A 24,944-nucleotide genomic window follows, 5' to 3' on the forward strand; every position below is an offset into this window, starting at 1 on the left:
CCAAGACTCAAGTGAAAATCAACCTTGTCGGGCAAGTTCAGCAATGGCCTTGGTCAACTTTGAGAGTTGCTCCGGGGTGATGATGTACGGTGGCATCAGGTAAACTAATCGGCCAAACGGGCGGATCCAAACCCCGGCTTCGACAAATTGCTGTTGGGCGTTCGCAACATCGACTGGCGCCACCATCTCCACCACGCCAATAGCACCGAAACAGCGCACATCAGCGACACTAGCGAGTTGGCGCAAGGGTTCCAGTTCGGTTTTCAGTTGTGCTGCAATAGCAGCTACCTGTTCCTGCCATTCATTACGTTCCAGCAACTCGAGGCTGGCATTGGCGACGGCACAGGCGAGCGGGTTTCCCATAAAGGTCGGGCCGTGCATGAAGGTACCGTTCGCCGGACCATGACTGATGGTGGTTGCAATATCGTCACTGCAGAGTACTGCCGCCTGCGTCATATAGCCTCCGGTTAATGCTTTACCGACACACATGATATCCGGACTCACGTCGGCATGGTCACAGGCGAACCAGCGTCCGGTGCGACCAAAGCCTGTGGCTATTTCATCGGCGATCAACAGCACCTGATAACGTTTACACAGTGCGGCCGCTTCTTGCAGATACCTAGGGTGGTAAAACCGCATTCCGCCAGCACCTTGCACTATAGGTTCAAGGATCAATGCCGCAAGCTCGTGTTGATGTTCTGCAAGTAAGTGTTCCAGCGGCGCTATGGCGCTTGGATCCCATTCATCGTCAGGGGTTAAGCTAGGCACTGGCGCGAACAGTTGCTCGCGAAGGCTGCCGCGAAACAAGCTGTGCATGCCGTTAACCGGGTCACATACGGACATCGCGGCAAAGGTATCGCCATGGTAGCCACCGCGCAGGGTAGCAAGACGGTTTTTCGCCGGCAGTTCGCGGGCAACCCAGTATTGCACGGCCATTTTTATGGCGACTTCGACTGCGACCGAACCAGAATCAGCGAGGAATACACGCTGCAGGCCCGCGGGCGAATGTTTGACCAGACGTCGACAAAGGTCAACAGCGGGCTGATGCGTAATACCGCCAAACATAACATGACTCATCTCCTGTAATTGCTGCTGTGCCGCGGCATTAAGTTCGGGGTGATTATAGCCATGGATTGCCGCCCACCAGGAGGACATGCCGTCGATCAGACGTCTGCCGTCCGTTAGCTCAAGCTCACAGCCCTGTGCCCGTTGAACAGGGTAGACGGGCAGCGGATTGTTAAAAGAAGTGTAGGGATGCCAGATGTGGTCGCGGTCGAAATTTAAGTCGCTTGATTGCATAAAAAATAACCAGACGTAATAATTATGAATAGGATAATGTTGACAGTGTACCGATAAAAGGTATCCTCTTCGAGCATAAATTCGAATCAAAAAACATGACAACGGATGCATCCTCATGACCGCACAAACAGTTCGCCACGATTGGCAACGCACCGAAATTGAAGCGCTATTTGACCTGCCATTTAATGACTTGCTGTTTCAGGCGCAACAAGTACATCGCGCAAATTTTGACGCTAATAAGGTACAGGTAAGCACCTTACTTTCGATTAAAACAGGAGCCTGTCCTGAGGACTGCAAATATTGCCCGCAAAGTGCGCATTATCATACCGGAGTGGACCGGGAACGCCTTATGGCTGTTGAGAAAGTCCTTACGGAAGCGCGTGCTGCGAAAGAACAAGGTGCCAGCCGTTTTTGCATGGGCGCTGCCTGGCGTAACCCGAAAGCCCGCGACATGCCTTATGTCGTTGAAATGGTCAAAGGGGTTAAAGAACTGGGACTCGAAACTTGTATGACCCTCGGCATGCTGTCTGCTGAACAAGCGAAAATTCTGCAACAGGCGGGCCTTGACTACTATAACCACAATCTCGATACGTCGCCGGAGTTTTACGGTGAAATCATCAGTACCCGTACCTACCACGATCGCTTAGAGACATTGAGCAACGTTCGCGACGCTGGCATGAAAGTCTGTGCCGGAGGAATTGTCGGCATGGGCGAAAGCCGCTCAGACCGGGCTGGATTACTGCAGCAGTTAGCAAACCTGCCCAAGCATCCGGAAAGTGTACCGGTAAACATGCTGGTAAAAGTGCAGGGTACGCCATTTGCAGAACTTGATGATCTCGATCCGTTCGAGTTTGTTCGCACCGTAGCCATTGCTCGCATTTTAATGCCGGCATCCTACGTACGCCTATCGGCCGGGCGCGAAACCATGAGTGATGAACTGCAGGCGCTGTGCTTTATGGCTGGTGCCAATTCTATCTTTTACGGCGAGCGGCTGTTAACCACCGCGAATCCTGAAGCCGATAAAGACCAACTGCTGTTTCGCCGGCTTGGACTCGAACCACTCGAAATCGATGACTACAGCGACGATGTTTACGAAGCTGTGATTGCTGATGCCGTTGCCGAAGAAGAGCAACCGCCACTTTATTATGAAGTAAGCTAACAGGACTCTCAGGTGCAACCGGCGATCCAGGCAAAACTTCAGGCGGCTCTGGCCAAACGGCAACAACAACAGCGCTTGCGCGCACTGACAACGATTACCACGCTCAACGCGACCGAAGTTATTATCGGTGAACGGCGGTACCTATCGTTTTCAACTAACGATTATCTTGGCTTGAGTCATCATTCGCAGGTTGTGAACGCATTGCGCAATGCCGACCATGCTGGTAGCCGCGCGTCTCCGTTAGTCACCGGTTACAGCCCGGCACATGCTGATCTTGCCGCGCAGTTAGCCGAGTTCCTGCAACGTGACAAAGTGCTACTTTTCAGCTCGGCGTTTGCCGCTAATGTCGGCGCTTTGGCAAGTCTGGGTCGGCATTATGATCAGCTTTGGCTTGATCGCCTGGCTCATGCTTCGCTACTGAGTGGCGCCCGCCAATGCGGCTCACCCTGGCGTCGGTTCGCGCATCAGGGTTACCAGCAGCTTGCAGAAAAAACTGCTGCCGGCGGGCAAACCCATTTGCTGGTAGCTGAGTCCGTTTACAGCATGGATGGTGACGTCCTGGACCAACAGGGGTTTCGGAAGGTGCTCGGCGCATCCTGTTGTGATGGCTATATCGATGATGCCCATGGGTTTGGGGTGATGGGTGAACAAGGCCGTGGTATCAGCGCCAACTTTAACCAAACTGAGCTTGCGGTAGTAAGTCTGGCATTTGGTAAAGCATGTGGCGTCGCCGGCGGCGCGATTGCTGTCACTGCGGATGTTGCAGACTACCTGATTAATTTCTGTCCCGAGTTTATTTACTCAACGGCAATGCCTGCGGCACAAGCGCGTGCTGTTCAGGCTGCGGTAGACGTGTTGCAGAGCGCTGACGGCGAACAGCTACGGCAGCGGCTGCAGGGGAATATTGAACAATTTAAACAGCGGTGTACAGCCTTGCAATTACCTATAGAGCCATCTTCGCATGCAATTCAGACGCTGATTGTTGGCAGTGACGATGCAGCAGTGCAACAGAGCGAGGCGTTAAAGCAACGGGGTATCTGGTGCACTGCCATCCGGCCACCGACGGTTCCTGAGGGCAGTGCGCGCCTCCGCATTACCCTGACCGCCGCGCACTCCAGCGCACAGATTCAGCAATTAACAGAGGCGTTGGCAGCAACGCAGCAGCAGCGATGATCACTGATCCCCCGGTGACTGAGTGTGTTACGCGCTATGACAAAACGCGTGTAGCCAGACAATTTGGCCGCGCGGCCGAAAGTTACATCAGTTATGATCGTCTGCAACGGCAAGTCGCGGCGGTGCTGATCGATAAACTACTGCGCCAGTCCGGCGCTTTGCTTGATATTGGTTGTGGGCCTGCGCATCACGCCGGCGTTTTACAAAGGTTTACTGAACACTATATTGGCGTTGATCTGGCAACAGCAATGCTGGAGCAGGCACAACGGCAGCAAACGGCAGGTCACTGGGTGCTGGCAGATATGGAACAGTTGCCGTTCGTAACAGCTTCAGTTCAGACGTTGTTCTCTAATCTGGCCATGCAATGGGCCAATGATTTACCTGCTTTGTTGCGCGAATGGTTACGGGTATTAAAGCCGGGCGGTCAACTGTTAGCGTCTACCGTTCTGCCTGGCTCAATGTGGCCTTTAGGCCAGTGTTTTGAAGAACTTGACGGTGAGCGCCATCATAATCAGTGGCCGAGCTATGCAGTACTTAAACAGGCGCTGACTGAACTGGATAGCGGTTTAACTCTGACCGAACAAAAGTTTGTGCTGAGCTACGATACGGTGTTGCAGATGCTCCGCGAACTGAAAGGGATCGGCGCCAATTACACCGTCCGTGATAGCCGCGGTTTGTACCGGCGCGAGCGCTTCGAGCAGCTGGCGGAGACTATGGAAAGTTACCGTACAGCAGACGGCAAGCTTGCGCTGCACTGGAATATCGGCTTAATAAGCGGCTTTAAATCAATTGAGTAAAATTAAACATGAATTGTGTTTTTGTGACTGGAACAGATACCGACGCAGGCAAGACGCTGGTGACTACAGCTTTGCTGCAGCGCCTGGCAGATGGCGGATTTAAAACCCTGGCGATGAAGCCGATTGCTGCTGGCGCGGAAGCTACGCCACAGGGATTGCGCAATAGCGACGCGCTGCAACTCGCCAACGTAATGACAGTTGCTGAGGTGCCCTACAGCCAGCTTAACCCTGTTTGTCTTGCGCCACCAGTAGCGCCGCATTTAGCCGCAGCACAAGTCCAGCAGCGACTCTGCGTGAGTGATTTAGTGAAGGCAGTTACGATGTTGCGGCAGGGTTATGAGCATGACTTATTTGTGATTGAGGGGGCCGGCGGATGGCAGGTTCCACTCAACGACGAGGAAACCCTTGCCGATCTGGTCAGTGAAATTGGCGCAAAAGTTGTGTTGGTGGTCGGCCTTAAGCTTGGCTGCCTGAATCACGCATTATTGACCATGGCTGATTTAGACCGGCGCGGCATTGAAGTTGTGGGCTGGGTTGCGAATCAGGTTAATCCTGAACCAATGGCTTTGCAGGCGGAGAATGTGGCCTGGTTACAACGCCGCTTAACCGTGCCGTTGCTGGCCACAATTCCGTACTTACCTGTTGCGCAACGGGCGACTGTTACGGGCTATTTGCCCGCCAGCCATGAACTGATGTCACTGTTGCAAGGTAAATGAAGTTTATGCCCGCCCTGAAAAACAAAGCCATCCTGATCACCAAGTAATACCATCTGCTCATTTTTAATCTGTAGCGCGGTGCCTTCACGAATGGCGAGCACAGGAGTTTCTGGTGCGATGGTCATGAATTCAGCTAGCCGTTGATCCCGGGTTTCGCCATGAAATCCGGGTGGCTGATAATCACTGTAATGGGGGTTCAGCTGAAACGGCACCAGTGCCAGAGCAGAAAATGACTCGGGCTCAATGATAGGCATATCGTTGGTGGTGCGAATTGAGATCCCCGCGATATTCGAACCGGCACTCCAGCCCACATAGGGAATGCCCGCAGCAACAGCATCTTGTAACGGCGTAATTAACTTTTGTTGTTGTAACTGTGCCAATAAATGAAAGGTATTGCCGCCGCCGACCAGAATCGCATTCGCCTCAGCGATTGCTTTAGCTGGGTGGCTTGCCAGATGTAGACCAGTAACAGTGAAACCATGGGGTTCAAGCTGTGCTGCTACTTTAGCGGTGTAATCATCATAGCTCATGCCAACGCCAGCAAAAGGGACGAACAGCAGCTCTCCCGGCTCGCCAAGATGTTGCAGCAGGTGCGGTACAACAGGCTCAAGATAATAGCTGTCAGCAACTTTAGAACTCGAGCACAACAAGATTCTACGCAGGTCCATTTGTTTCCCCAAAAACCACTAAAAAAGTGCACCTATGCTAACAAAAAGTTAGTCACCAAGCGATTGAAATAGGGTAAAATTAGCAGCCTACCTAGGGCATTACGAGTGTTGAACTACGAGGTCGAAGCAGTATGAAACGCATAGCTCTGTTTTTAGCCACTAACCTGGCTATTTTGGTGGTTCTTGGTGTTGTCATGAATCTGGTTATGCCAGCCATGGGCATGGATCCATCGAGTTATACTGGTTTATTTATTTTCGCGGCGTTATTTGGTTTTGGTGGTGCTTTTATTTCACTGGCACTGTCAAAATGGATGGCAAAGCGCAGTGTCGGCGCGCAAGCCATTACCACACCAAGAAATAGTACCGAGCGCTGGCTGCTGCAGACCGTGGCAAAACACGCAAAGCAGGCGGGGATCCCGATGCCCGAAGTGGCACTTTACGATTCACCGGAGCCTAATGCGTTTGCCACAGGTGCGACTAAGAACAGCTCGTTAGTCGCGGTCAGCACTGGCCTGTTGCGGGCAATGAATGAAGATGAAGTAGAGGCGGTAATAGCCCACGAAATCAGCCATATTGCCAATGGCGATATGGTCACCCTGACCTTGATCCAGGGCGTGGTAAATACCTTCGTTATTTTCTTCGCGCGGGTGATCGCATCGATCATCGATAATGCAACGCGAAGCAACTCGCAAAACGGACAAGGTCTGGGGGGGATCGCTTATTTCGCGATTGTCATGGTGTTAGAGGTTGTATTCGGGATTCTTGCCAGTATTATCGTAATGTGGTTCTCGCGTCACCGCGAATACCGTGCAGATGCTGGTGCAGCGCAGCTTTGTGGTCGACACAAAATGATTGCGGCGTTACGACGTTTGCAAAATGCTCAGGAATCACAACTTGATGGCACCATGGTGGCCTTCGGAATTCAGACGAAACGTAGCTTCAGTGAACTATTTATGAGCCATCCGCCGCTGGCAAAACGGATTGCTGCACTGGAACAGATGAAACGCTAAGTAGTAAGTAAGGATTATCATGACGAATTGGAGTGCGCGGAGTTGGCGTGACAAGCCGATCCAACAACAGCCAAATTACACCGATCCAGATCAGTTGAAAACCGTTGAACATCAGCTAAAAACCTATCCACCGTTAGTTTTTGCTGAGGAAATCCGCGCCCTACGGACGCAACTTGGACGGGTGAGCCAGGGTAAAGGTTTCTTGCTGCAAGGCGGCGACTGCGCAGAATCATTTGCTGATTTTAACGCACCTAAAATCCGCGATACCTTTAAAGTTATCCTGCAGATGGCTGTGGTGTTGACCTTTGCTGGCTCATGTCCGGTGACTAAAGTCGCACGGATGGCGGGGCAGTATGCGAAACCGCGCTCGAGCGATTTAGAAAGCATTGACGGCGTCGAACTACCAAGTTACCGCGGCGATATCATTAATGGCTCGGAGTTTACTTCAGCTGCGCGTCAGCCTGATCCTCAGCGGATGATGCAGGCGTACCATCACTCAGCGGCAACCTTAAACCTGCTGCGCGCCTTTGCCCAGGGTGGTCTGGCCGACCTGCATAAAGTGCATAAATGGAATATGAGCTTTGTTGCTGCTAATCCGTTGAAAGATCAGTACCTGAAAGTGGCTGAACAAATTCAGTCGGCGCTAAAATTTATGGAAGTCATGGGGATTACAGCTGAAACCAATGCCACCATTCATGAGACCCAACTGTTCACTTCTCATGAAGCTTTGTTGCTGCCCTATGAAGAAGCATTAACGCGCACCGATACGCTCACCGGTTTACCTTACGACTGCTCGGCGCACATGGTATGGATTGGCGAGCGCACCCGCCAGTTGGATCATGCCCATGTCGAGTTCATGCGTGGCATTCATAACCCAATTGGTGTTAAAATAGGTCCGACCACTAAGCCTGATGATGTGATTCATTTGCTTGATGCCCTGAACCCTGAGAATGAAATGGGCCGCATGACACTGATCACCCGGATGGGGGCTGGCAATTTAGCTGACGCACTACCGGCACTTGTACGCCGTGTTAAAGCGGAAGGTCGTCATGTGGTTTGGTCAAGTGACCCCATGCATGGCAATACGGTGAAAGCCGAAAATGGCTTGAAAACCCGTAATTTCGACGCCATCCATCAGGAATTACGACAATTTTTCGCGGTCCATCAAGCCGAGGGGACATACCCTGGTGGCGTCCATCTGGAGATGACCGGCGAAGACGTAACTGAATGCACCGGTGGTGCTTATCAGATTAGTGAACAAGATTTGACGCAACGCTATCGTACCCAGTGCGATCCGCGTTTGAATGCAGACCAGGTGCTTGAATTAGCGTTTCTGGTTGCAGACTCTCTCCGTGAGGCACGTCAAGGCCGCGGGTAAACGACATTTTCGAGGTTTAAGCAGTATATGTCACAACAGGTTGAGCAGTTTTTCGAGAACCTTTGGAACGATTACATCAAACTCACGCCATCGGCCGCAAAAGTACATCAGGTACTGGGTCAGGGCCGCGAAATCATCAATGACCATGTGGCGTTTCGTACCTTTAACATGGCGCCGGTACGCTTAGAGACACTCGCGCAACATTTTATCGCGATGGGTTATAAGCCATGCGGTGATTATGAGTTCGCAGCGAAACGGCTGGTCGCAAAGCACTTTGAGCACGCTGATCCACGGCTGCCGAAGATCTTTATCAGCGAGTTGCTGGTGGAAGAATTTTCACCTGCAGTGCAGAACATTGTCAGCCAGCTGGTCGCACAGATTGATCCTGAAGCGGTACAGCAACCTGAATTTCTGTACTCTGGTAAGCACTGGCAGATCAGCAGCAGCGACTATGAACTCCTGCTGGAAGAAAGCGAGTATGCAGCATGGATGGCAGCATTTGGTTTCCGCGCCAACCACTTTACCGTAAACGTCAATGAGCTACCGGATTATGAGTCCCTTGAACAGGTGAACCAAACCCTGAAAACCGCCGGGTTTCGTTTAAATAGTTCAGGCGGCGAAATTAAAGGCTCACCGGATGTGTACCTGGAGCAGTCGTCTACCATGGCGGACCATACTCCAGTGCGGTTCAGTGATATGGAAAAGGTTATTCCAAGCTGTTTTTATGAGTTTGCTAAGCGCTACGAAGTAGCTCCGAACAAACTCTATACCGGCTTTGTGGCCGCCTCAGCAGATAAGATTTTTGAAAGCACTGATGCCCGTGCTGCCACAGAACAAGACAGCTAGGAACGACCTGGCTGCCTAGTAATGATGCCGTTCAAGATTCGTCTCCGCGAGAATCTTGGCGGCAATCTCTTCTACTGAAAAGCGCGTTGAATCGAGAAATGGAATGGCTTCACGGCGGTACATTTTCTCCACTTCCTGTAATTCAAACCGACATTGCTGCATCGACGCATAACGTGAACCTTCACGGCGTTTGCTTCTGATTTCATGTAAACGCTGGGCTTCTAACGTTAAGCCAAAAATCTTGTGCCGATGAGGCTTTAAAGGCTTCGGCAGTTGCAAGTTCTCCATGTTATCGTCTTCAGTCAAAGGATAGTTCGCCGCTTTAATGCCGTAATGCAAAGCCAGATAAAGACTGGTAGGAGTTTTACCGGTACGCGATACGCCAAGTAAGATGATATCTGCGTCTTCGTAATCGGAAATATTGCTGCCGTCATCGTTTGCCAGTGAGTAGTTAACTGCCTCAATACGGCTGTCATAACTGTCCCGCACACCGTTTTCCTGGATACCATGGGTTCTGTGGGTTTTGGGACGGGCTTCCATTTCTAATTCGGCGCTGAGTGGTGCGACAAAATAGTCTAAAAAGTCGTAGCTACTGCCTTTCGATGAAGTAATAACCCGTTTTAAATCCAGGCTCACAAAAGTATGGAAGATGATAGGGCGCGTGCCCGTAGACTCGTAAGCTGCGTTTATTTTGTTGACCGCCTGCTGGGCTTTCTCGATCGAATCGACAAAAGCCAGGGTTTTATGCTCAACTTTAAGTGGGAACATCGACAGCATTGCACGTCCGAAAGCCTCGGCGGTGAGTGCTGTACCGTCGGAGATATAGAATATAGTCCGCATGAATGGTTTCTCTGGCTAGAAATGCTTGATGAATCTTAACCTTTTCCTCGCTTACGTGTAAAATGTTCTACCATCTCACGCGCCAAACGGCAAAGCTCTCCAATGACGAGGAATGACACGTGCAACAAAACGTAACCGACTACGTACTTTGGTATGATCAATTAGGGATGAATGATGTAGGACGCGTAGGAGGTAAAAACGCGTCGCTTGGAGAAATGATCAGCAATTTGACCGGCGCTGGCGTTGTAGTTCCAAATGGTTTTGCCACCACCGCCGAAGCATTCAATGAGTTTCTCGAGCAGTCGGGCGTGAATGACCGGATCCATGCTGTGTTAGACGATCTTGATACCGATGATGTTAAAGCTCTTGCTGAAGCCGGTAAAAAAATTCGGCAGTGGATTATTGATACCCCTTTTCAGGCGCCGCTGGATGAAGCTATTCGGGCGGCCTATCAAAATTTGAGTGGCGGTAATGCCGAAGTCAGCTTTGCCGTGCGCAGCTCGGCTACCGCTGAAGATATGCCCGACGCCTCGTTTGCCGGACAGCAGGAAACCTTTCTGAACGTGCGTGGCATTGAGCAGATCATGGAGGCTATCAAACATGTATTTGCCTCCTTGTTTAATGATCGAGCCATCTCCTATCGTGTACACCAGGGCTATGATCATCGCGGCGTAGCATTGTCTGCCGGCATTCAGCGCATGGTGCGCAGTGACATCGCTTCATCAGGGGTAATGTTTACCATTGATACGGAGTCAGGTTTTGACGACGTGGTGTTCATTACTTCATCGTTTGGCCTTGGTGAAATGGTGGTGCAGGGGGCAGTTAACCCCGACGAATTTTATGTCCACAAACCGACCTTAAAAGCTGAACGTCCTGCGGTTTTACGCCGTAACCTGGGTAGTAAAAAGATCCAGATGGTGTACTCGCAGAGCGACGAGCATGGTAAGCAAACGGACATCGTTGAGATCCCGGTTGAGCAATCGCGTAGCTTCTCAGTTACGGATGCTGAAGTGGAAGATTTAGCCCGCCAGGCCGTGATTATTGAAAAGCATTACGGGCGGCCGATGGACATTGAGTGGGCCAAAGACGGTATTGACGGCAAGTTGTACATTGTTCAGGCGCGTCCTGAAACGGTGCAGTCAAATAAAAACAGCCAGGCGGTTGAGCGTTTTAGTTTGTCCCAGAAGAGTGAGGTTATTGCCACCGGGCGGGCGATTGGCCAACGTATTGGCAGCGGCGTAGCGCGGGTGTTAGCAGATATCTCGGAAATGGATCAGGTGCAGCCCGGCGATGTGCTTGTCACTGACATGACGGATCCGGACTGGGAGCCGATTATGAAACGCGCTGCTGCCATCGTCACCAATCGTGGTGGACGTACCTGCCACGCGGCAATTATTGCCCGTGAGCTCGGCATTCCGGCCGTGGTGGGGTGTAACGACGCTACCGATTTGATTAAAGATGGCCAGGCTGTGACAGTATCTTGTGCTGAGGGCGACACTGGCTTTATTTATGACGGCAAGCTGGATTTTGCGGTGAACCGTTCTGATATCGGCGACATGCCTGACCTGCCACTTAAAATTATGATGAACGTTGGTAATCCGGATCGGGCCTTTGATTTTGCCGGTTTGCCGCATGCCGGAGTTGGCCTTGCCCGGCTTGAATTTATTATTAATCGGATGATTGGTGTGCATCCAAAAGCATTGTTGAACTTTGATAAGCAGTCGGCAGAGTTGCAAGCTCAGATCAACGAGTTTATTGCCGGGTACCCATCCCCCCGCGAATATTATGTGACCAAGCTGGTTGAAGGTATAGCAACGCTTGGTGCCGCATTTTCACCAGAGCGGGTCATCGTGCGGATGTCCGACTTTAAATCAAACGAGTATGCCAACTTACTCGGTGGCCGCCAATACGAGCCGCACGAAGAAAACCCGATGCTAGGCTTCCGTGGTGCATCGCGTTATATCTCAGAAGATTTCCGTGACTGTTTCGCGATGGAGTGCGAAGCCATCAAGCGTGTGCGTAACGACATGGGCTTGCGTAATGTCGAGATCATGATCCCGTTCGTCCGAACCCTCGAAGAGGGCCGCAAAGTGATTGAATTGCTGGCTGAACAAGGTCTGGTTCAGGGCGATAACGGTCTACGGGTGATTATGATGTGTGAACTACCATCAAATGCACTGCTTGCTGACCAATTCCTCGACATTTTTGATGGTTTCTCCATCGGTTCCAACGACTTAACTCAGCTAACCCTGGGACTCGATCGTGATTCCGGGGTTATTGCCCACTTGTTCGACGAACGCAATGAAGCAGTAAAGGCTCTACTGGCAATGGCAATCCAGGCCGCGAAAAAGAAAGGCAAGTACGTTGGAATTTGTGGTCAGGGTCCATCTGATCACGCTGATTTTGCCCAGTGGCTGGTGGAACAGGGGATCGACTCGGTGTCACTGAATCCTGATACTGTGGTTGATACCTGGCTTTATCTCGCAAAACAGCCGCACTAACCCTTTAACGCTGCGGCGAGGAGTTCAACTTGGCAAACTCAGCAGTACAGGTGCTTTCGGTTTTAACGGACCACGAAGCACCTGAACCTGTCTACCGACGGTATGTTCATGCACTTGAGCAGGCTGGATTTGCCGGGGACATCGACGCAAGTTACGGTGGTCGGCTTATCGCCGCCACCGATAACAGCGTTTATCAACAGCTACCGCAGGCAGTGCTCTATCCGCGAACGACCGAAGCCTTGCAGCTGGCACTTACCCTTGCTCAGGATGGCGACTTTCAGCAATTGCAATTCAGTCCACGCGGGGGCGGGACCGGTACCAATGGCCAGAGTCTTACCCACGGCATCATTATCGATTTAAGCCGCTATTTTAAGCAGGTGCTTGAGGCTGAGTTGGAGCAGGGCTGGGTACGTTGCCAGAGCGGCGTGATCAAAGATGAGTTGAATGACGCCGTACGCAATGGCGGCTGGTTTTTCTCTCCTGACCTGTCAACCAGTAACCGCGCCACGATAGGCGGTATGATTAACACCGACGCCTCGGGTCAGGGCTCGTTAGTGTACGGCAAAACCAGCGATCATATTCTTGCTCTGGAGGCCGTTCTTATCAACGGTGAGGTGATCAAGACAGGCCCAATGCCACTTGCTGAGGCCGAAGCTATTGCCGCAGGTGAGAACATGGAAGCGGCGTTGTACCGCCAGGCCATCGCCACCTGCGTAGATAAACGCGAGCAGATCGATGCTAAATTTCCTGCCTTGAATCGTTTTCTGACCGGCTATGATCTCAAGCACTGTTACGATCCAGATCAGCAAACCCTCGACTTGTCACGGTTACTGGCCGGATCTGAAGGTACGTTGGCGTTTATCACCGAGGCTCGACTAAATTTAACCCGGCTTCCGCGGCACAAAGTGCTGGTCAATATCAGCTACCGCGACTTCGATGCCGCCCTACGGCACGCTCCGGTATTGGTCAAAGCCAAAGCCACTTCGGTAGAAACCGTCGACAGTACCGTGTTAAACCTCGCGCGCAACGACATTATCTGGCATAACGTGCGCGATCATTTATCTGAAGGTCAGGCCGATCAGCCCATGGATGGCATCAATATGGTCGAGTTTACCGCCGTTGATGAAGCTGAAATAGACTCTAAACTTAACGATTTGCTCACCACCTTAGATCAGGAATTGGCCGCAGGAACCCACCTGCATGGCGTGGTCGGCTATAAAGTCTGCCGCGACGCCCAGAGTATTCAAATGATTTATGCCATGCGCAAGAAATCTGTTGGTTTGCTCGGTGCTGTTAAAGGTGAACGCAAACCCATAGCTTTTGCTGAAGATACCGCCGTACCGCCGGAATCATTGGCCGATTTTATTGCTGATTTTCGCCAGTTGCTGGATGCCCATGGCCTCAACTACGGGATGTTTGGTCATGTCGATGCAGGGGTGCTGCATGTACGCCCGGCACTGGATATGAAGGAGCCTGAAGATGAGCAGTTGTTACGAACTATAAGCGATCAGGTTGCCGAACTGACGGCCAGATACGGTGGCTTGATGTGGGGGGAGCATGGCAAAGGCTACAGATCTGAGTACGCGCCGAAGTTCTTTGGTCCGGAGCTCTATGCTGAGCTACAAAAGATAAAAGCAGCTTTTGATCCGGATAATCGACTCAATCCGGGCAAACTGGCGACGCCCTATGGGCATGCGACCGCAAAACTGGTCTCAGTGGATGCCCGCAAGCGCGGTTACTATGATCGACAAATACCGGTAAGTATACGGGATGAGTATGCTGCGGCAATGAACTGTAATGGCAACGGCCTGTGCTTTAACTACGCCAAAGATTCCCCCATGTGTCCGTCATATAAAATCAGCGGTGATCGGCGACATTCACCGAAAGGGCGGGCGACCTTAATCCGGGAGTGGCTGCGTCTTAATGCGAATAATGGGCTTGATGTCAGTCAAAAGCCGCAAAGTAAGCTGTCTTTTTTGCTTAAACCTAAACGGCTTAAACCTAAAGGTAAGGACACAAGTCAGGATTTCAATCAGCAGGTAAAGCAGTCCATGGACGCTTGTCTGGCCTGCAAAGCCTGCGCTAGCCAGTGCCCGGTGAAAGTTGATGTGCCATCGTTTAGGGCTAAATTTTTGCAGTGGTACTATCAACTTTACCGGCGGCCGCTGCGTGATTACCTGGTGGCCAGTATCGAGCGTTCAGCGCCGATCATGGCAAAGTTACCACGCGTTAGTAATGCCTTGACTCACAATGGCGTCAGTCAGTGGCTATTCGCGAAGGCTCTTGGCTACGTGGATACGCCTCAGCTATCGGTGCCTAACCTGGCTACACGCTGGCAGCAGCATGGCTGGCGGCGCGCTTCGGTTGCACAACTGTGCGCACAACCGCCGCAGGATGCCGCGAAACAGCTGATCATTGTGCAGGATCCCTTCACCAGCTTTTATCAGGCTGAGGTTATCGAGGCGATGGGCGAAGTGGCCGCAAAACTGGGCTATCAACCGGTGTTGCTGGACTTTATTGGTAATGGTAAAGCGCAACATGTGAAAGGATTTTTACGACAGTTTCGTGCTACAGCAACGCGGGTCACGAAGCAGTTGAACCAGCTTGCTGAGTTCGGTTACCCAATGGTGGGCATGGACGCTTCAACAGTGCTTTGTATGCGTGATGAATACCAGGCTTATGCTGCGGAACCCGTGCGCTTTAAAGTTGCTTTAGCACAGGAGTGGTTGGTGGAACAGCAGTCGCAACTCGCGACGTTGGCTAAGGATGACCGGTCCACGCAAGCCGAATTGTTCGTTCACTGTACGGAGCAGACAGCACTGCCGGATACAGGGAAGCTTTGGCAGCAATTGTTCGCGGTATTAGCAAGCGATATTACCGTGGTCGCAACCGGCTGCTGTGGTATGGCGGGTACCTACGGACATGAACAAGAGCAGCAGAAGAACAGTGAAGGGCTTTTTGCAATGAGCTGGCAACAGCCACTTGCTGCGAGTACTCAACCGCTGGTTACAGGTTTTTCCTGCCGCTGTCAGGCCGGTCGTTTTGGTTCCGCGGATACAAAAAAGCTGCAACAGGTACAACACCCGGTGCAGCTTTTCGCACAACTATTAAAGTAAATTTACTGTTTTGCCGCTTTTGCTTTGGCGATCACTTCACGGGCAAGTTCATCGGCGATTTCGCCGGTTGGCCGTTGCTCGGCAGTGGAGCGGGTGAAGATAACATCAAGGGTGTCGTAGATATCGCGCACACGCTTATCGGTTTCTTCACGGCTCATATTCGCAGCTTCGCTACAAACATGAATAACGCCGCCCGCGTTAATGACGTAATCAGGCGCATATAAAATGCCCAGATCCATAAGCTTTTTATCGTGCGCTGGAGTGGCGAGCTGGTTGTTCGCGCTACCGGCGATAATTTTCGCTTTGAATTGTGGCAAGGTGTCGTTATTGATGGTTGCACCTAATGCACAAGGCGCGTAAACATCAACATCTAAGCCATAGATGTCATCTAAACCAACCACGGTCGCACCCAGTTCTTTCGCTGCGCGCTCGCAGGCTTCTTCATTGATATCAGTAACAAAGAGTTTAGCGCCTTCTTTGGCACAGTAGACAGCAAAGTCGTAACCGACTGCACCAAGACCTTGTACGGCGATAGAGAGGCCTGACAGATCATCAGTGCCAAACTTGTGCTTGGCTGCTGCTTTTAAACCAAGATAGGTACCTAAGGCAGTATGTGGTGAAGGGTCACCGGCTTTTTCTGCGGTTCCAGCAACAAAGCTTGTTTCTTCAGCAACTATAGCAATATCGCTGGTGCGGATATTGACGTCTTCTGCGGTGATATAACGCCCGCTTAGTGATTCGATAAAGCGACCGTAAGCGCGAAACAGTTCAGCTGATTTAATCTTCTTGGCATCACCGATAATCACGGCTTTACCGCCACCGAGAGGTAAGCCGGCGAGGGCGCTCTTGTAAGTCATACCGCGAGACAGCCGCAGTACATCGGTTAGCGCTTCCGCTGAAGACGGGTAGTTCCATAGGCGCGTACCACCTAAAGAGGGACCTAAAGTCGTGTCATGAATCGCGATAATCGCTTTTAAACCGGTTTCTTTATCATGACAAAAGACGACTTGCTCGTGTTGGTCGAACTCTTGATGCTCAAATAGCGACATGAGTGATGTTTCCTCGTTCATCCCAAAAATTTCGCGCACATTATCATTTTACTTTTACCTGCGCTAGTAAATGCAAAAAATAAAACGTTTACGTTAACGTAAACTTTTGCAAGCTAAGTTTACAGCATTTCGGGCTTTGCCCTTAAGGCCTTTCACGGTACTATGTCCGGGTGATGGTACGCGTGATAGGTACGCGTGATGTACGACTACTACTTAGCAAAGGATGAACCCTGATTATGGCAAATGAACAGCCGCAAATGAGTCCAGAAGAAATGTCTGCGTGGGTGCGTGAGCAATTCCAGGCAGCTAATAAATACCTGGCGGAAAACGGCATTATCAGCGATCGTGTGCTTACCAAAGATTCGCGCTACCTGGCGCCTTACGTCGCGATCTGGAAATTTACTACCCAGGACAAAAAAGAACTGTGGTTAGTTAACGGCGATGTGCCAACAGATGTGGCAGGCAAGAATGCCGCGGATAATGCACGTGATGTTCTACGTTACTTTTCGTTCCAGTGGCAAATGAAAGCACAAAGCATTTTGGACGACCCTAAAGCAAGTGCCAACCCAGAGCAGCAACGCTACGCACAGTATCTGGTTGACCGTGCTGAAGCGCTGTACGACGTGGTCGGTATGGAAGAGCTTTGGGCAGCGCCGGAAGAGCAGGGCAACAGTTAGTCTGTTGCCTCATCTTCTGCTAATTCCTGCACCAAATGAAGTACGCCCAAATTCAGCAATTCAGCTAAACAGCTGAGCGCCGCGGTGTCAGCGAACACTGCTTTACAGTCAGCAAGGGGCACCTCCTGATCGAGCTGAAGCAATTCCTGAAAGCCATCGCTCATCTGCGCTGGTGCCGCGACGCATTCACCGTTGGCGTAAAGTTTACCGTCGCACCCTAATAGTAAACGCGCCCCAGGTGTGCGGCAGAGCAACATCTCAGTGGTCGCATAACTTGCTAACTCAACCAGAGTGATCTCGCGTTCAGGTTGCGGCAACGGGCGTTTGGCTTGTGACATCACCTGTTGGATCGCTTGCAGACCACTCTCCGACTCCAGTTGTTGCAACAGCAATTGTTTCACTTGCGCAACCTCGTTGGTACTGATGAGGTAGGGGGCAGTTTCTGCGCTTAACTGCGGATCCCTGTAGCGGGGGAAATTTTGCTCGCTGGCAAGCAACTGATCTGCAAGTTGGGCCAGCCATTCCGCGCTATTGGGTGCGCGGAAGCCGATCGAGTAATTGAGGCTTGGTTCTAACGCCACCCCATGATGAGGGCACCCGGCAGGAATATAAAGTACATCCCCAGGTTGCAGGACAGTATCAATACAAGTCGCAAAGTCACTGTTACGCAGTTGCTTCAGATCCGGATGGGGACAAAATTCTTCGGCGCCCTCAAGGCGCTCACCCACGCGCCAATGCCGTTGACCGGTACCTTGAATAATGAAGACATCATATTGATCAAGGTGCGCTCCAACACTGCCATTTTCCGTCGCGAAACTCACCATCACGTCGTCAACCCGCCAGTCGGGTAAAAAGCGGAACGGTAGTAGCAGGTTTTGTACGTCGGGAAACCACTCGTTAACGGCCTGGACTAACAGCGTCCAATCCGCTTCACCGAATTCTTCGTAATCCTCAAACGGACCATGCTCAACATGCCAGTCTGTGTCCTGACGCTGAATAATGCGCGCATCAACACCTTCTTCCATAGCGAGACCCGCCAACAGCTCGGGCGCGATGGGATCCTCGAACTGAGCAAGACCGCCACGTATCAGCAGTGGCCGTTGCTGCCAGTAATCGCGAAGAAATTCAGCATGATCAACCTTGAGCAGCACTGCCATTAGTTTAACTCGTCAACAAATTCTACCGCACGGCCAATGTAAGAAGCAGGCGTTAACAGTTTAAGCTCAGCTTTTACCGTCTCAGGTAGCGCAAGGCTATCAATGAAGTCAGCCATGGCTGCCTGATTAACGCGTTTACCGCGGGTGAGCTCTTTCAGCTTTTCGTATGGTTTTTCAATCCCGTAGCGGCGCATGACTGTCTGGATCGGTTCGGCTAATAACTCCCAGTTCTGATCAAGCTCGCGTAACAGGTTATCGGCATTGACTTCGAGTTTGCTAACACCCTTGAGGGTTGCCTGGTAGGCAATCAAGGCATAAGCAAAGCCAACACCTAAGTTGCGCAACACTGTTGAATCCGTGAGGTCGCGTTGCCAGCGGCTAACGGGGAGCTTGCTGGCCAGGTGCTGCATAATGGCATTGGCAATGCCAAGGTTGCCTTCAGAATTTTCAAAATCAATCGGGTTCACTTTATGCGGCATAGTGGAAGAACCGACTTCTCCCTCAACGGTGCGCTGTTTAAAGTGATTCAGTGCAATATAACCCCAGACATCGCGGTTAAAATCAATGACGATGGTATTGAAGCGCGCCACTGCATCGAATAACTCGGCAATATAATCATGCGGCTCGATTTGCGTGGTGTAGGCGTTCCAGGTCAGGCCCAGTCCAGTTACAAACTGCTCTGATACCTGATGCCAGTCGACGTTCGGATAAGCCACTTGATGGGCATTATAGTTACCGACGGCACCGTTGATTTTGCCCATCAAAGGTACTGCACGCAGCTGCTCAAGTTGGCGCTGCAGGCGCACATAGACGTTTGCCATTTCTTTCCCCATGGTACTTGGCGTCGCCGGCTGACCGTGGGTACGCGCCATCATAGGCACTGCTTTGTGTTCCTGTGCCAGTTGTTTGATGGCATCACTGAGTTGCTGCATCTGGGGCAACATGACCGCGTCGAGTGCTTCACGGAGCATCAGCGCGTGGGAAAGGTTGTTGATGTCTTCCGAAGTGCAGGCAAAGTGAATGAACTCACTGACCGCATGCAGTTCGGCTTGCTCAGCAACACGCTCTTTTAGGAAGTACTCGACCGCTTTAACATCATGATTGGTGGTTGCTTCGATCGCTTTTACCCGTTCAGCGTCAGTTTCGCTGAAGTTATCGATAAGCGCATCAAGAAAGGCATTGGCTTGTTCAGAAAACGCCGGTACTTCGCCAATTTCCGCTGTTGCCGCAAGTTGCTGAAGCCAGCGAACTTCGACGATGACGCGATTACGGATAAGACCATATTCACTGAACATAGGCCGTAATGCGGCAGCTTTAGAGCCGTAACGGCCATCGACTGGAGAGAGAGCGGTTAAAGCGGATAATGTGGTCATTCTGAGGACTCCGATTGTGAGCTTAATGCGCGTAAAAGTTCGTTTGCGGTGGCAATCATGCGTGTCCGCGAAAATAAGAAGTGTCGGCGTTTACCGCCAACCTGACGCCAGAGTACGGCGCTGCGAATGGCTGCCAACAGCAGTGAGCGGATCTGATTCTGTACCGACTGTTGTTGTAAATGTTCGGGCTTGCCGTGAATCTGAATCGGACGGCCAAGCGGTGAGATGCAGTCGCTGTAGGTGCTTGCCATGCCGGTATAAATGGTCTCTTGCTCAAACTGGAACTGGTGTTGCTGGCGGTGCAGTTGCTCAATTCGTTCACCAAGTTGGGCGAAAGCTTTTGGTTGCCGTTGGATACGTCGTGCTAAGGCCAACACGCCAACGATATAGCGTGTAGTTTCAATGTCTTTATCGCGGGTGGTTCCCAGTTGGGCAAGCAATACGCGCAAGCCGACTTTCAGCTTGCTGACATCACCATAAATACTGGCAAAAGACTCAGGATTTTGCACCAGCACACTATTGAGCAAGGCTTGGCGCTCGTAACTTTCGTCGAGCTTACCCTGCCGGGCCAGGGTCTTTACTGCAGCTGCGGCCTGAGCAATAGCAGCAAGCGCAATTACGCGTTGTTGCCACTCATTCACAGCAACACCTCGTGATCCGCTAAGCGCTGTTCAATGATCCCACCACCTAAGCAAACCTCACCTGAGTAGAAAACCGCTGACTGTCCTGGCGTAACGGCCGCAACAGGCGCGTCGAATTCTACCACTACTGAGCCATCGGCTCTGGGAGTAAGCTGACAGGGGATATCCTGTTGCCGGTAGCGCGTTTTTACCGTGCAACTGAGTGTTTGTTGCGGGCCAACCCGGTCGACCCAATGCAGCTGGCCGGCAATTAAACCTTTGGAGTAAAGCCGCGGGTGGTGTTTGCCCTGAGCCACGATCAAAACGTTGCGCTCAACATCTTTGTCTACCACATACCATGGCTCATCACCGGCATTCGCTAAACCACCTATATGCAGCCCTTTACGTTGCCCCAGGGTGTGATACATCAGCCCTTCATGCTCACCGAGATGGGTACCATCGACACTTTCAATGGCACCTGGACGCGCGGGCAGGTAGGTTTGCAAAAAATCTTTAAACTTGCGCTCACCAATAAAGCAAATGCCCGTTGAGTCTTTCTTATCGGCAGTCACCAGGTCTTGTTCTTCGGCAATACGGCGCACTTCCGGTTTTTCGAGCTCGCCGACGGGGAATAGTGTTTGTGCCACATGTTCGTGAGACAAAGTATAGAGAAAGTAACTCTGGTCTTTATTGGCATCGCGACCACGCAGCAGCTGAAATTTTCCGTCATGCTCGGTGCGCCGGACATAATGACCGGTCGCAATATAGTCGGCATTCAGGGCTTCTGCAGCGAATTCCAGAAAGGCTTTAAATTTAATTTCTTTATTGCACATGATGTCGGGATTTGGTGTGCGTCCAGCCCGATATTCATCAAGGAAATACTCGAACACATTATCCCAGTATTCGGCAGCAAAATTTACCGTGTGCAACTCAATACCAAGTTTGGCGCAGACAGCTTCCGCATCAGCCAGATCAGTAGCTGCGGCACAGTATTCATCGGTGTCGTCTTCTTCCCAGTTTTTCATGAACAAGCCTTCAACCTGATACCCCTTTTGCAGAAGTAAATAGGCGGAAACGGACGAGTCTACGCCGCCGGACATGCCGACGATGACTTTTTTACTGGCATTCAAGTTTTCTGTATTCGACATGACGACCTTATTGATGGCTGCTAGGCGCGCGAATTCTACCACACTGGCGGCACTTCACGCCACTGACCCGGCTGCATTCCTGCCAGCCGCCAGGGACCGATTGCCGCACGAATTAAACGCAAGGTTGGGTGTCCCACGGCAGCGGTCATACGCCGTACCTGGCGGTTGCGGCCTTCACGGATGACCAGACAAAGCCAGGTGTCCGGAATTGTTTGCCGCTCACGAATCGGTGGGTTACGTGGCCACAGGTTATCCGGCTCTGCCATGACAAAAGCTTCGGCGGGTAAGGTCATGCCATCATTTAATTCAACGCCGTCGCGCAACTGTTGCAGCACTGCCTCGTCTGGCTCGCCTTCGACCTGAACCCAATAGGTCTTTGGTAATTTATGTTTGGGATGGCTAATCTTGTCCTGCAGACTGCCGTCGTTGGTCAGCAGCAACAAACCCTCACTGTCTTTATCGAGACGACCGGCAGGATAGACATCGTTGTAGGGGATGTAAGGTTTTAATGTGAGCTCATCCTCACTCCCGGAAAACTGGGTCAAAACGCCATAGGGCTTATTGAACAGTACCAGTTTGGGATTCGCCGGGCCGGGCTGTGACTTGGTTTTCCGACGTTTTTGATAGGGCTTTTTCATATGCGGCTCCTGCTTTTCTCGACGAGTACCGTCCAGCGTGTGATTAATGTTAGAATATGTTCTGCTCTAAACGTCAGCCATTAAAAAAACAACAGTATAAAGGAAAAGCTAGCGATGCAGGACTCCAATCCCAAAGATTCACAAAGTCAGGCGACCACGCAGGATAATTTTGCCGCCGCCTTGCGCGGTGAAGTGCCATTAAGAGTGGGCGACGTCATTCAACGAAGCTGGGATATCACCTTACGGGCATTACCGATAATGCTGCTCGGTATGGTCATTTTATTTTTGGCAAACTGGGTTATTTCAAGTATCTCGGCACAATTTTTCCCGGTTGAGGAAGAAACTTTCAACTTGGTCAATATCTCTGGCCAGTCCATCCTTAGTGGCTTATTGATTGCACCTTTTACCGCCATTATGACGTTGATGGGGCTGCAAAATGCACGTGACAAGAAACCAACGGTAGCGACCATCACAACAGCTCTGAGCTACGCACCTAAAATGATTGCGGTAGCGGCAATATTAATGACGTTAATGGCCATTCCGGGTGTCTTGTTGTTCTTGCTTTTCGGTTCCAGTGGTACATTTTTCGCACTGTTCGTGCTCATTGCCATTTATCTGCAGCTGAGCTTTACCTTAGCGACACCTCTTATTCTCGAGCGACAGCTATCAGTATCACGGGCAATTTTTGCATCTGTTCTGATTTTAAATAAACAAATGCTGCCGTTAATTGCAATTTATGCGATTTTTACGATTATCGTTATTATCAGTGCATTACCCCTGTTACTGGGGTTAATTTTCACCATTCCGATGAGCTTTAATGTAATTGGTGTCATCTATAATCGTCTAATTGGCGTACCAGAAGAGACGACAACTATAGAAACAACAGTTACAGAGGAGAGTTAATGTTACGCGGTCTCGTTATTGTGTTAAGTATTCTTGCCGTTGCGGCAGCTATAGTCGCGCCCAATGCGCTTCACCTCGCGAATCCGTATCGCCTGTATAACAATGTTGTCCCGGCGCAGGATATTGCTGTGGCCGCGCCCACCGTGACTGAACTGCCTGATTTTGCCGGTTACCAGCAAAGTGCCGATAAGAAGCAGGCGTTTTTCGGTTTTTTAGCACCCTTAGTGGAAGCGGAAAATGCGCTGATTCGTGAGCAACGCAGTGGACTCGAAGCACTTTATACCAAATGGCGGTTAAAGCCTGATTCGTTATCTCAGGAGCAACTAAGCTGGTTGGAGTATCTGGCTAAGCGCTATCGGGTTGAGTTTAGTATTGCTTCCGAAGCTGAGGCTGAAGAAACCTTCGCATTGCTTATGCGCCGTGTGGACGTGGTTCCGGAAACCCTGGTTCTGGTGCAGGCCGCAAATGAGTCGGCATGGGGCACGTCACGCTTTGCAACAGAAGCACTTAACCTGTTCGGTCAATGGTGCTTCACCGAGGGCTGCGGGTTAATTCCAGCAGCACGTGGGGAAGAAGCCACCCACGAGGTGCAAAAGTTTGATTCGATTAACGCATCCATTCGCAGCTATCTACGCAACCTGAATACGCATCCCGCTTATTTTGAAATGCGTCAGCTACGTGCAGAACAACGCGAACGTCGAGCAGACATTCGGGCTTTGGACCTGACGCCGGGCTTATTGAGTTATTCTGAACGTGGCGAAGACTATGTTGAAGAACTGAACGCCATGATCCGCGTCAACCGGCCAATCATTCTGGAAACGATGGGTGCTGAAGAGCCAGTTGCTGAGCCGGGCTTTACGCCTAGCTCAGATTCCGCACCTGAATAACCCCGTTGCGGTCGGCATTAGTGATGTCGATCGCTTCTTCTTCTTCTGTTTCGTCCCGGTAATTCATAAAGGCGTCAGGCACACTATGATCAAATGCTGTGTCGCCGTCGGCGTTGGCCTGACCATCAGCCGCAATGGTTTTAAAACTAAACAGGGCAGGGTCAGCCAGATGAGAAGGTACGACATTTTGCATCGCGGTGAACATGCTTTCTAACCGCCCCGGATAGTTCCGATCCCAGCTGCGTAACAGCTCTTTGATAACCTTGCGTTGCAAATTCTCCTGTGAGCCGCAAAGGTTGCACGGGATAATCGGGAAGCCTTTATGTATAGCATAACGTTCAATATCTTTTTCACGTGCATAAGCTAAAGGTCGAATCACCACGTGTTCGCCATTATCACTTACCAGCTTTGGCGGCATTGATTTGAGCTTGCCACCATAAAACATATTCAGCATCATGGTTTCCAGCATGTCGTCACGATGATGGCCGAGCGCGATCTTGGTTGCGCCGATTTCCTTTGCTACCCGGTAAAGAATACCTCTGCGCAGACGTGAACATAACGAACAGGTGGTTTTCCCGGCTGGAATTTTTTCTTTGACGATACTGTAGGTATCTTCCTCGATAATACGGAAATCTACACCCTCAGCCTCAAGGTACGCGGGCAGAATGTGTTCAGGGAAGCCTGGTTGTTTCTGATCGAGGTTCACGGCAACAATAGAAAACTGGATCGGTGCGATCTTTTGCAGAAAGCGCAGAATCGCCAAAAGAGTGTAGCTGTCTTTACCGCCAGACAAACAGACCATGACCTTATCGCCGTCTTCGATCATATTAAAATCTTCGATGGCACGACCAACATGACGACGTAAGCGCTTCTCTAACTTATTAAAATTATAACGTTGTTTCTTCGTCTGCTCGTCAGGTGTAAGCCCACTCTGACCTGCATCGGTGGCCTGACTATTGACTGAACTACTTTTTGCTAAACTCATTGAA

The 24,944-nt window shown here is 51.1% G+C and carries 22 protein-coding genes; 12 read left to right on the forward strand and 10 right to left on the reverse strand.

The window, feature by feature from the left end:
• Positions 1-18: 18 nt before the first annotated feature.
• Positions 19-1,299, reverse strand: coding sequence for an adenosylmethionine--8-amino-7-oxononanoate transaminase (bioA, locus tag CWI69_RS03095; RefSeq protein WP_126761790.1), 1,281 nt, complete (start codon positions 1,297-1,299; stop codon positions 19-21).
• A 115-nt stretch (positions 1,300-1,414) separates the two neighbouring features.
• Between bioA and bioB the strand changes: the two genes are divergently transcribed.
• The 4 genes from bioB to bioD are packed head-to-tail and all read left to right on the forward strand — an operon-like array spanning position 1,415 to position 5,144.
• Positions 1,415-2,458, forward strand: coding sequence for a biotin synthase BioB (bioB, locus tag CWI69_RS03100; RefSeq protein ID WP_126761792.1), 1,044 nt, complete (start codon positions 1,415-1,417; stop codon positions 2,456-2,458).
• A gap of 12 nt (positions 2,459-2,470) precedes the next feature.
• Positions 2,471-3,631, forward strand: a complete 1,161-nt coding sequence (locus CWI69_RS03105) for an aminotransferase class I/II-fold pyridoxal phosphate-dependent enzyme (RefSeq protein WP_126761794.1) — start codon at positions 2,471-2,473, stop codon at positions 3,629-3,631.
• Entirely contained in the window at positions 3,628-4,428 is an 801-nt protein-coding gene (locus tag CWI69_RS03110; protein WP_126761795.1) for a methyltransferase domain-containing protein, read from the forward strand. Before CWI69_RS03105 ends, CWI69_RS03110 begins: the two co-directional genes overlap by 4 nt.
• Before the next feature lie 8 nt (positions 4,429-4,436).
• Complete coding sequence (gene bioD / locus CWI69_RS03115; protein ID WP_126761797.1) at positions 4,437-5,144, forward strand: dethiobiotin synthase; 708 nt, start codon at positions 4,437-4,439, stop codon at positions 5,142-5,144.
• On the opposite strand, the gene pepE is transcribed toward bioD, so the two are convergent.
• Entirely contained in the window at positions 5,096-5,812 is a 717-nt protein-coding gene (gene pepE, locus CWI69_RS03120) for a dipeptidase PepE (RefSeq protein WP_126761799.1), read from the reverse strand. The two genes, bioD and pepE, sit on opposite strands and share 49 nt — an antisense overlap.
• A 131-nt stretch (positions 5,813-5,943) precedes the next feature.
• Between pepE and htpX the strand changes: the two genes are divergently transcribed.
• From htpX to CWI69_RS03135, 3 genes are read left to right on the forward strand one after another with little or no spacing between them, the layout of a single operon-like run.
• Positions 5,944-6,822: a protease HtpX gene (gene htpX / locus CWI69_RS03125; protein ID WP_126761801.1), complete on the forward strand. Its 879-nt coding sequence runs from the start codon at positions 5,944-5,946 to the stop codon at positions 6,820-6,822.
• Between the two features lie 19 nt (positions 6,823-6,841).
• The gene (locus tag CWI69_RS03130) at positions 6,842-8,200 is read left to right on the forward strand and encodes a class II 3-deoxy-7-phosphoheptulonate synthase (protein ID WP_126761803.1); all 1,359 of its coding nucleotides are present in this window, start codon (positions 6,842-6,844) and stop codon (positions 8,198-8,200) included.
• A 27-nt stretch (positions 8,201-8,227) separates the two neighbouring features.
• The gene (locus CWI69_RS03135) at positions 8,228-9,046 is read left to right on the forward strand and encodes a DUF1338 domain-containing protein (RefSeq protein WP_126761805.1); all 819 of its coding nucleotides are present in this window, start codon (positions 8,228-8,230) and stop codon (positions 9,044-9,046) included.
• 15 nt (positions 9,047-9,061) lie between these two features.
• On the opposite strand, the gene ppsR is transcribed toward CWI69_RS03135, so the two are convergent.
• The gene (gene ppsR, locus CWI69_RS03140) at positions 9,062-9,886 is read right to left on the reverse strand and encodes a posphoenolpyruvate synthetase regulatory kinase/phosphorylase PpsR (protein WP_126761807.1); all 825 of its coding nucleotides are present in this window, start codon (positions 9,884-9,886) and stop codon (positions 9,062-9,064) included.
• A 119-nt stretch (positions 9,887-10,005) separates the two neighbouring features.
• On the opposite strand from ppsR, the gene ppsA reads away from it, so the two are divergent.
• Complete coding sequence (gene ppsA, locus CWI69_RS03145) at positions 10,006-12,387, forward strand: phosphoenolpyruvate synthase (RefSeq protein WP_275070066.1); 2,382 nt, start codon at positions 10,006-10,008, stop codon at positions 12,385-12,387.
• Positions 12,388-12,437: 50 nt separating this feature from the next.
• Positions 12,438-15,503, forward strand: a complete 3,066-nt coding sequence (gene ydiJ, locus CWI69_RS03150; protein WP_126762821.1) for a D-2-hydroxyglutarate dehydrogenase YdiJ — start codon at positions 12,438-12,440, stop codon at positions 15,501-15,503.
• Positions 15,504-15,505: 2 nt separating this feature from the next.
• Here the strand turns inward: ydiJ and CWI69_RS03155 are convergent, their stop codons facing one another.
• On the reverse strand, positions 15,506-16,552 hold the full coding sequence (locus CWI69_RS03155) for a Glu/Leu/Phe/Val dehydrogenase dimerization domain-containing protein (protein WP_126761809.1): 1,047 nt from the start codon (positions 16,550-16,552) through the stop codon (positions 15,506-15,508).
• 236 nt (positions 16,553-16,788) lie between these two features.
• On the opposite strand from CWI69_RS03155, the gene CWI69_RS03160 reads away from it, so the two are divergent.
• Positions 16,789-17,229 carry a DUF4826 family protein gene (locus CWI69_RS03160; protein WP_126761811.1) on the forward strand — a complete coding sequence of 147 codons (441 nt, stop codon included), beginning with the start codon at positions 16,789-16,791 and terminating at the stop codon, positions 17,227-17,229.
• Here the strand turns inward: CWI69_RS03160 and CWI69_RS03165 are convergent.
• The 5 genes from CWI69_RS03165 to CWI69_RS03185 are packed head-to-tail and all read right to left on the reverse strand — an operon-like array spanning position 17,226 to position 22,165.
• The gene (locus tag CWI69_RS03165; RefSeq protein WP_126761813.1) at positions 17,226-18,386 is read right to left on the reverse strand and encodes a cupin domain-containing protein; all 1,161 of its coding nucleotides are present in this window, start codon (positions 18,384-18,386) and stop codon (positions 17,226-17,228) included. The genes CWI69_RS03160 and CWI69_RS03165 overlap by 4 nt on opposite strands.
• The gene (purB, locus tag CWI69_RS03170) at positions 18,386-19,759 is read right to left on the reverse strand and encodes an adenylosuccinate lyase (protein WP_126761814.1); all 1,374 of its coding nucleotides are present in this window, start codon (positions 19,757-19,759) and stop codon (positions 18,386-18,388) included. Before purB ends, CWI69_RS03165 begins: the two co-directional genes overlap by 1 nt.
• Complete coding sequence (gene hflD / locus CWI69_RS03175; protein ID WP_126761816.1) at positions 19,756-20,400, reverse strand: high frequency lysogenization protein HflD; 645 nt, start codon at positions 20,398-20,400, stop codon at positions 19,756-19,758. Before hflD ends, purB begins: the two co-directional genes overlap by 4 nt.
• A complete protein-coding gene (gene mnmA / locus CWI69_RS03180; protein ID WP_126761818.1) occupies positions 20,397-21,527 on the reverse strand; it encodes a tRNA 2-thiouridine(34) synthase MnmA in 1,131 nt (376 codons plus the stop codon). Before mnmA ends, hflD begins: the two co-directional genes overlap by 4 nt.
• A gap of 35 nt (positions 21,528-21,562) precedes the next feature.
• Positions 21,563-22,165 carry a pseudouridine synthase gene (locus CWI69_RS03185; RefSeq protein WP_126761820.1) on the reverse strand — a complete coding sequence of 201 codons (603 nt, stop codon included), beginning with the start codon at positions 22,163-22,165 and terminating at the stop codon, positions 21,563-21,565.
• 114 nt (positions 22,166-22,279) lie between these two features.
• On the opposite strand from CWI69_RS03185, the gene CWI69_RS03190 reads away from it, so the two are divergent.
• Both CWI69_RS03190 and CWI69_RS03195 read left to right on the forward strand, forming a co-directional pair.
• A complete protein-coding gene (locus CWI69_RS03190) occupies positions 22,280-23,068 on the forward strand; it encodes a DUF2189 domain-containing protein (RefSeq protein ID WP_126761822.1) in 789 nt (262 codons plus the stop codon).
• Positions 23,068-23,955 (forward strand): glucosaminidase domain-containing protein, encoded by an 888-nt coding sequence (locus CWI69_RS03195; RefSeq protein ID WP_126761823.1) that lies wholly within the window; start codon positions 23,068-23,070, stop codon positions 23,953-23,955. Before CWI69_RS03190 ends, CWI69_RS03195 begins: the two co-directional genes overlap by 1 nt.
• Here the strand turns inward: CWI69_RS03195 and ttcA are convergent.
• On the reverse strand, positions 23,930-24,940 hold the full coding sequence (ttcA, locus tag CWI69_RS03200; protein ID WP_126761825.1) for a tRNA 2-thiocytidine(32) synthetase TtcA: 1,011 nt from the start codon (positions 24,938-24,940) through the stop codon (positions 23,930-23,932). The genes CWI69_RS03195 and ttcA overlap by 26 nt on opposite strands.
• Between the last annotated feature and the right edge of the window lie 4 nt (positions 24,941-24,944).

It is taken from the genome of Pseudidiomarina halophila (assembly GCF_003987215.1).
Classification (GTDB): Bacteria; Pseudomonadota; Gammaproteobacteria; order Enterobacterales; family Alteromonadaceae; genus Pseudidiomarina; species Pseudidiomarina halophila.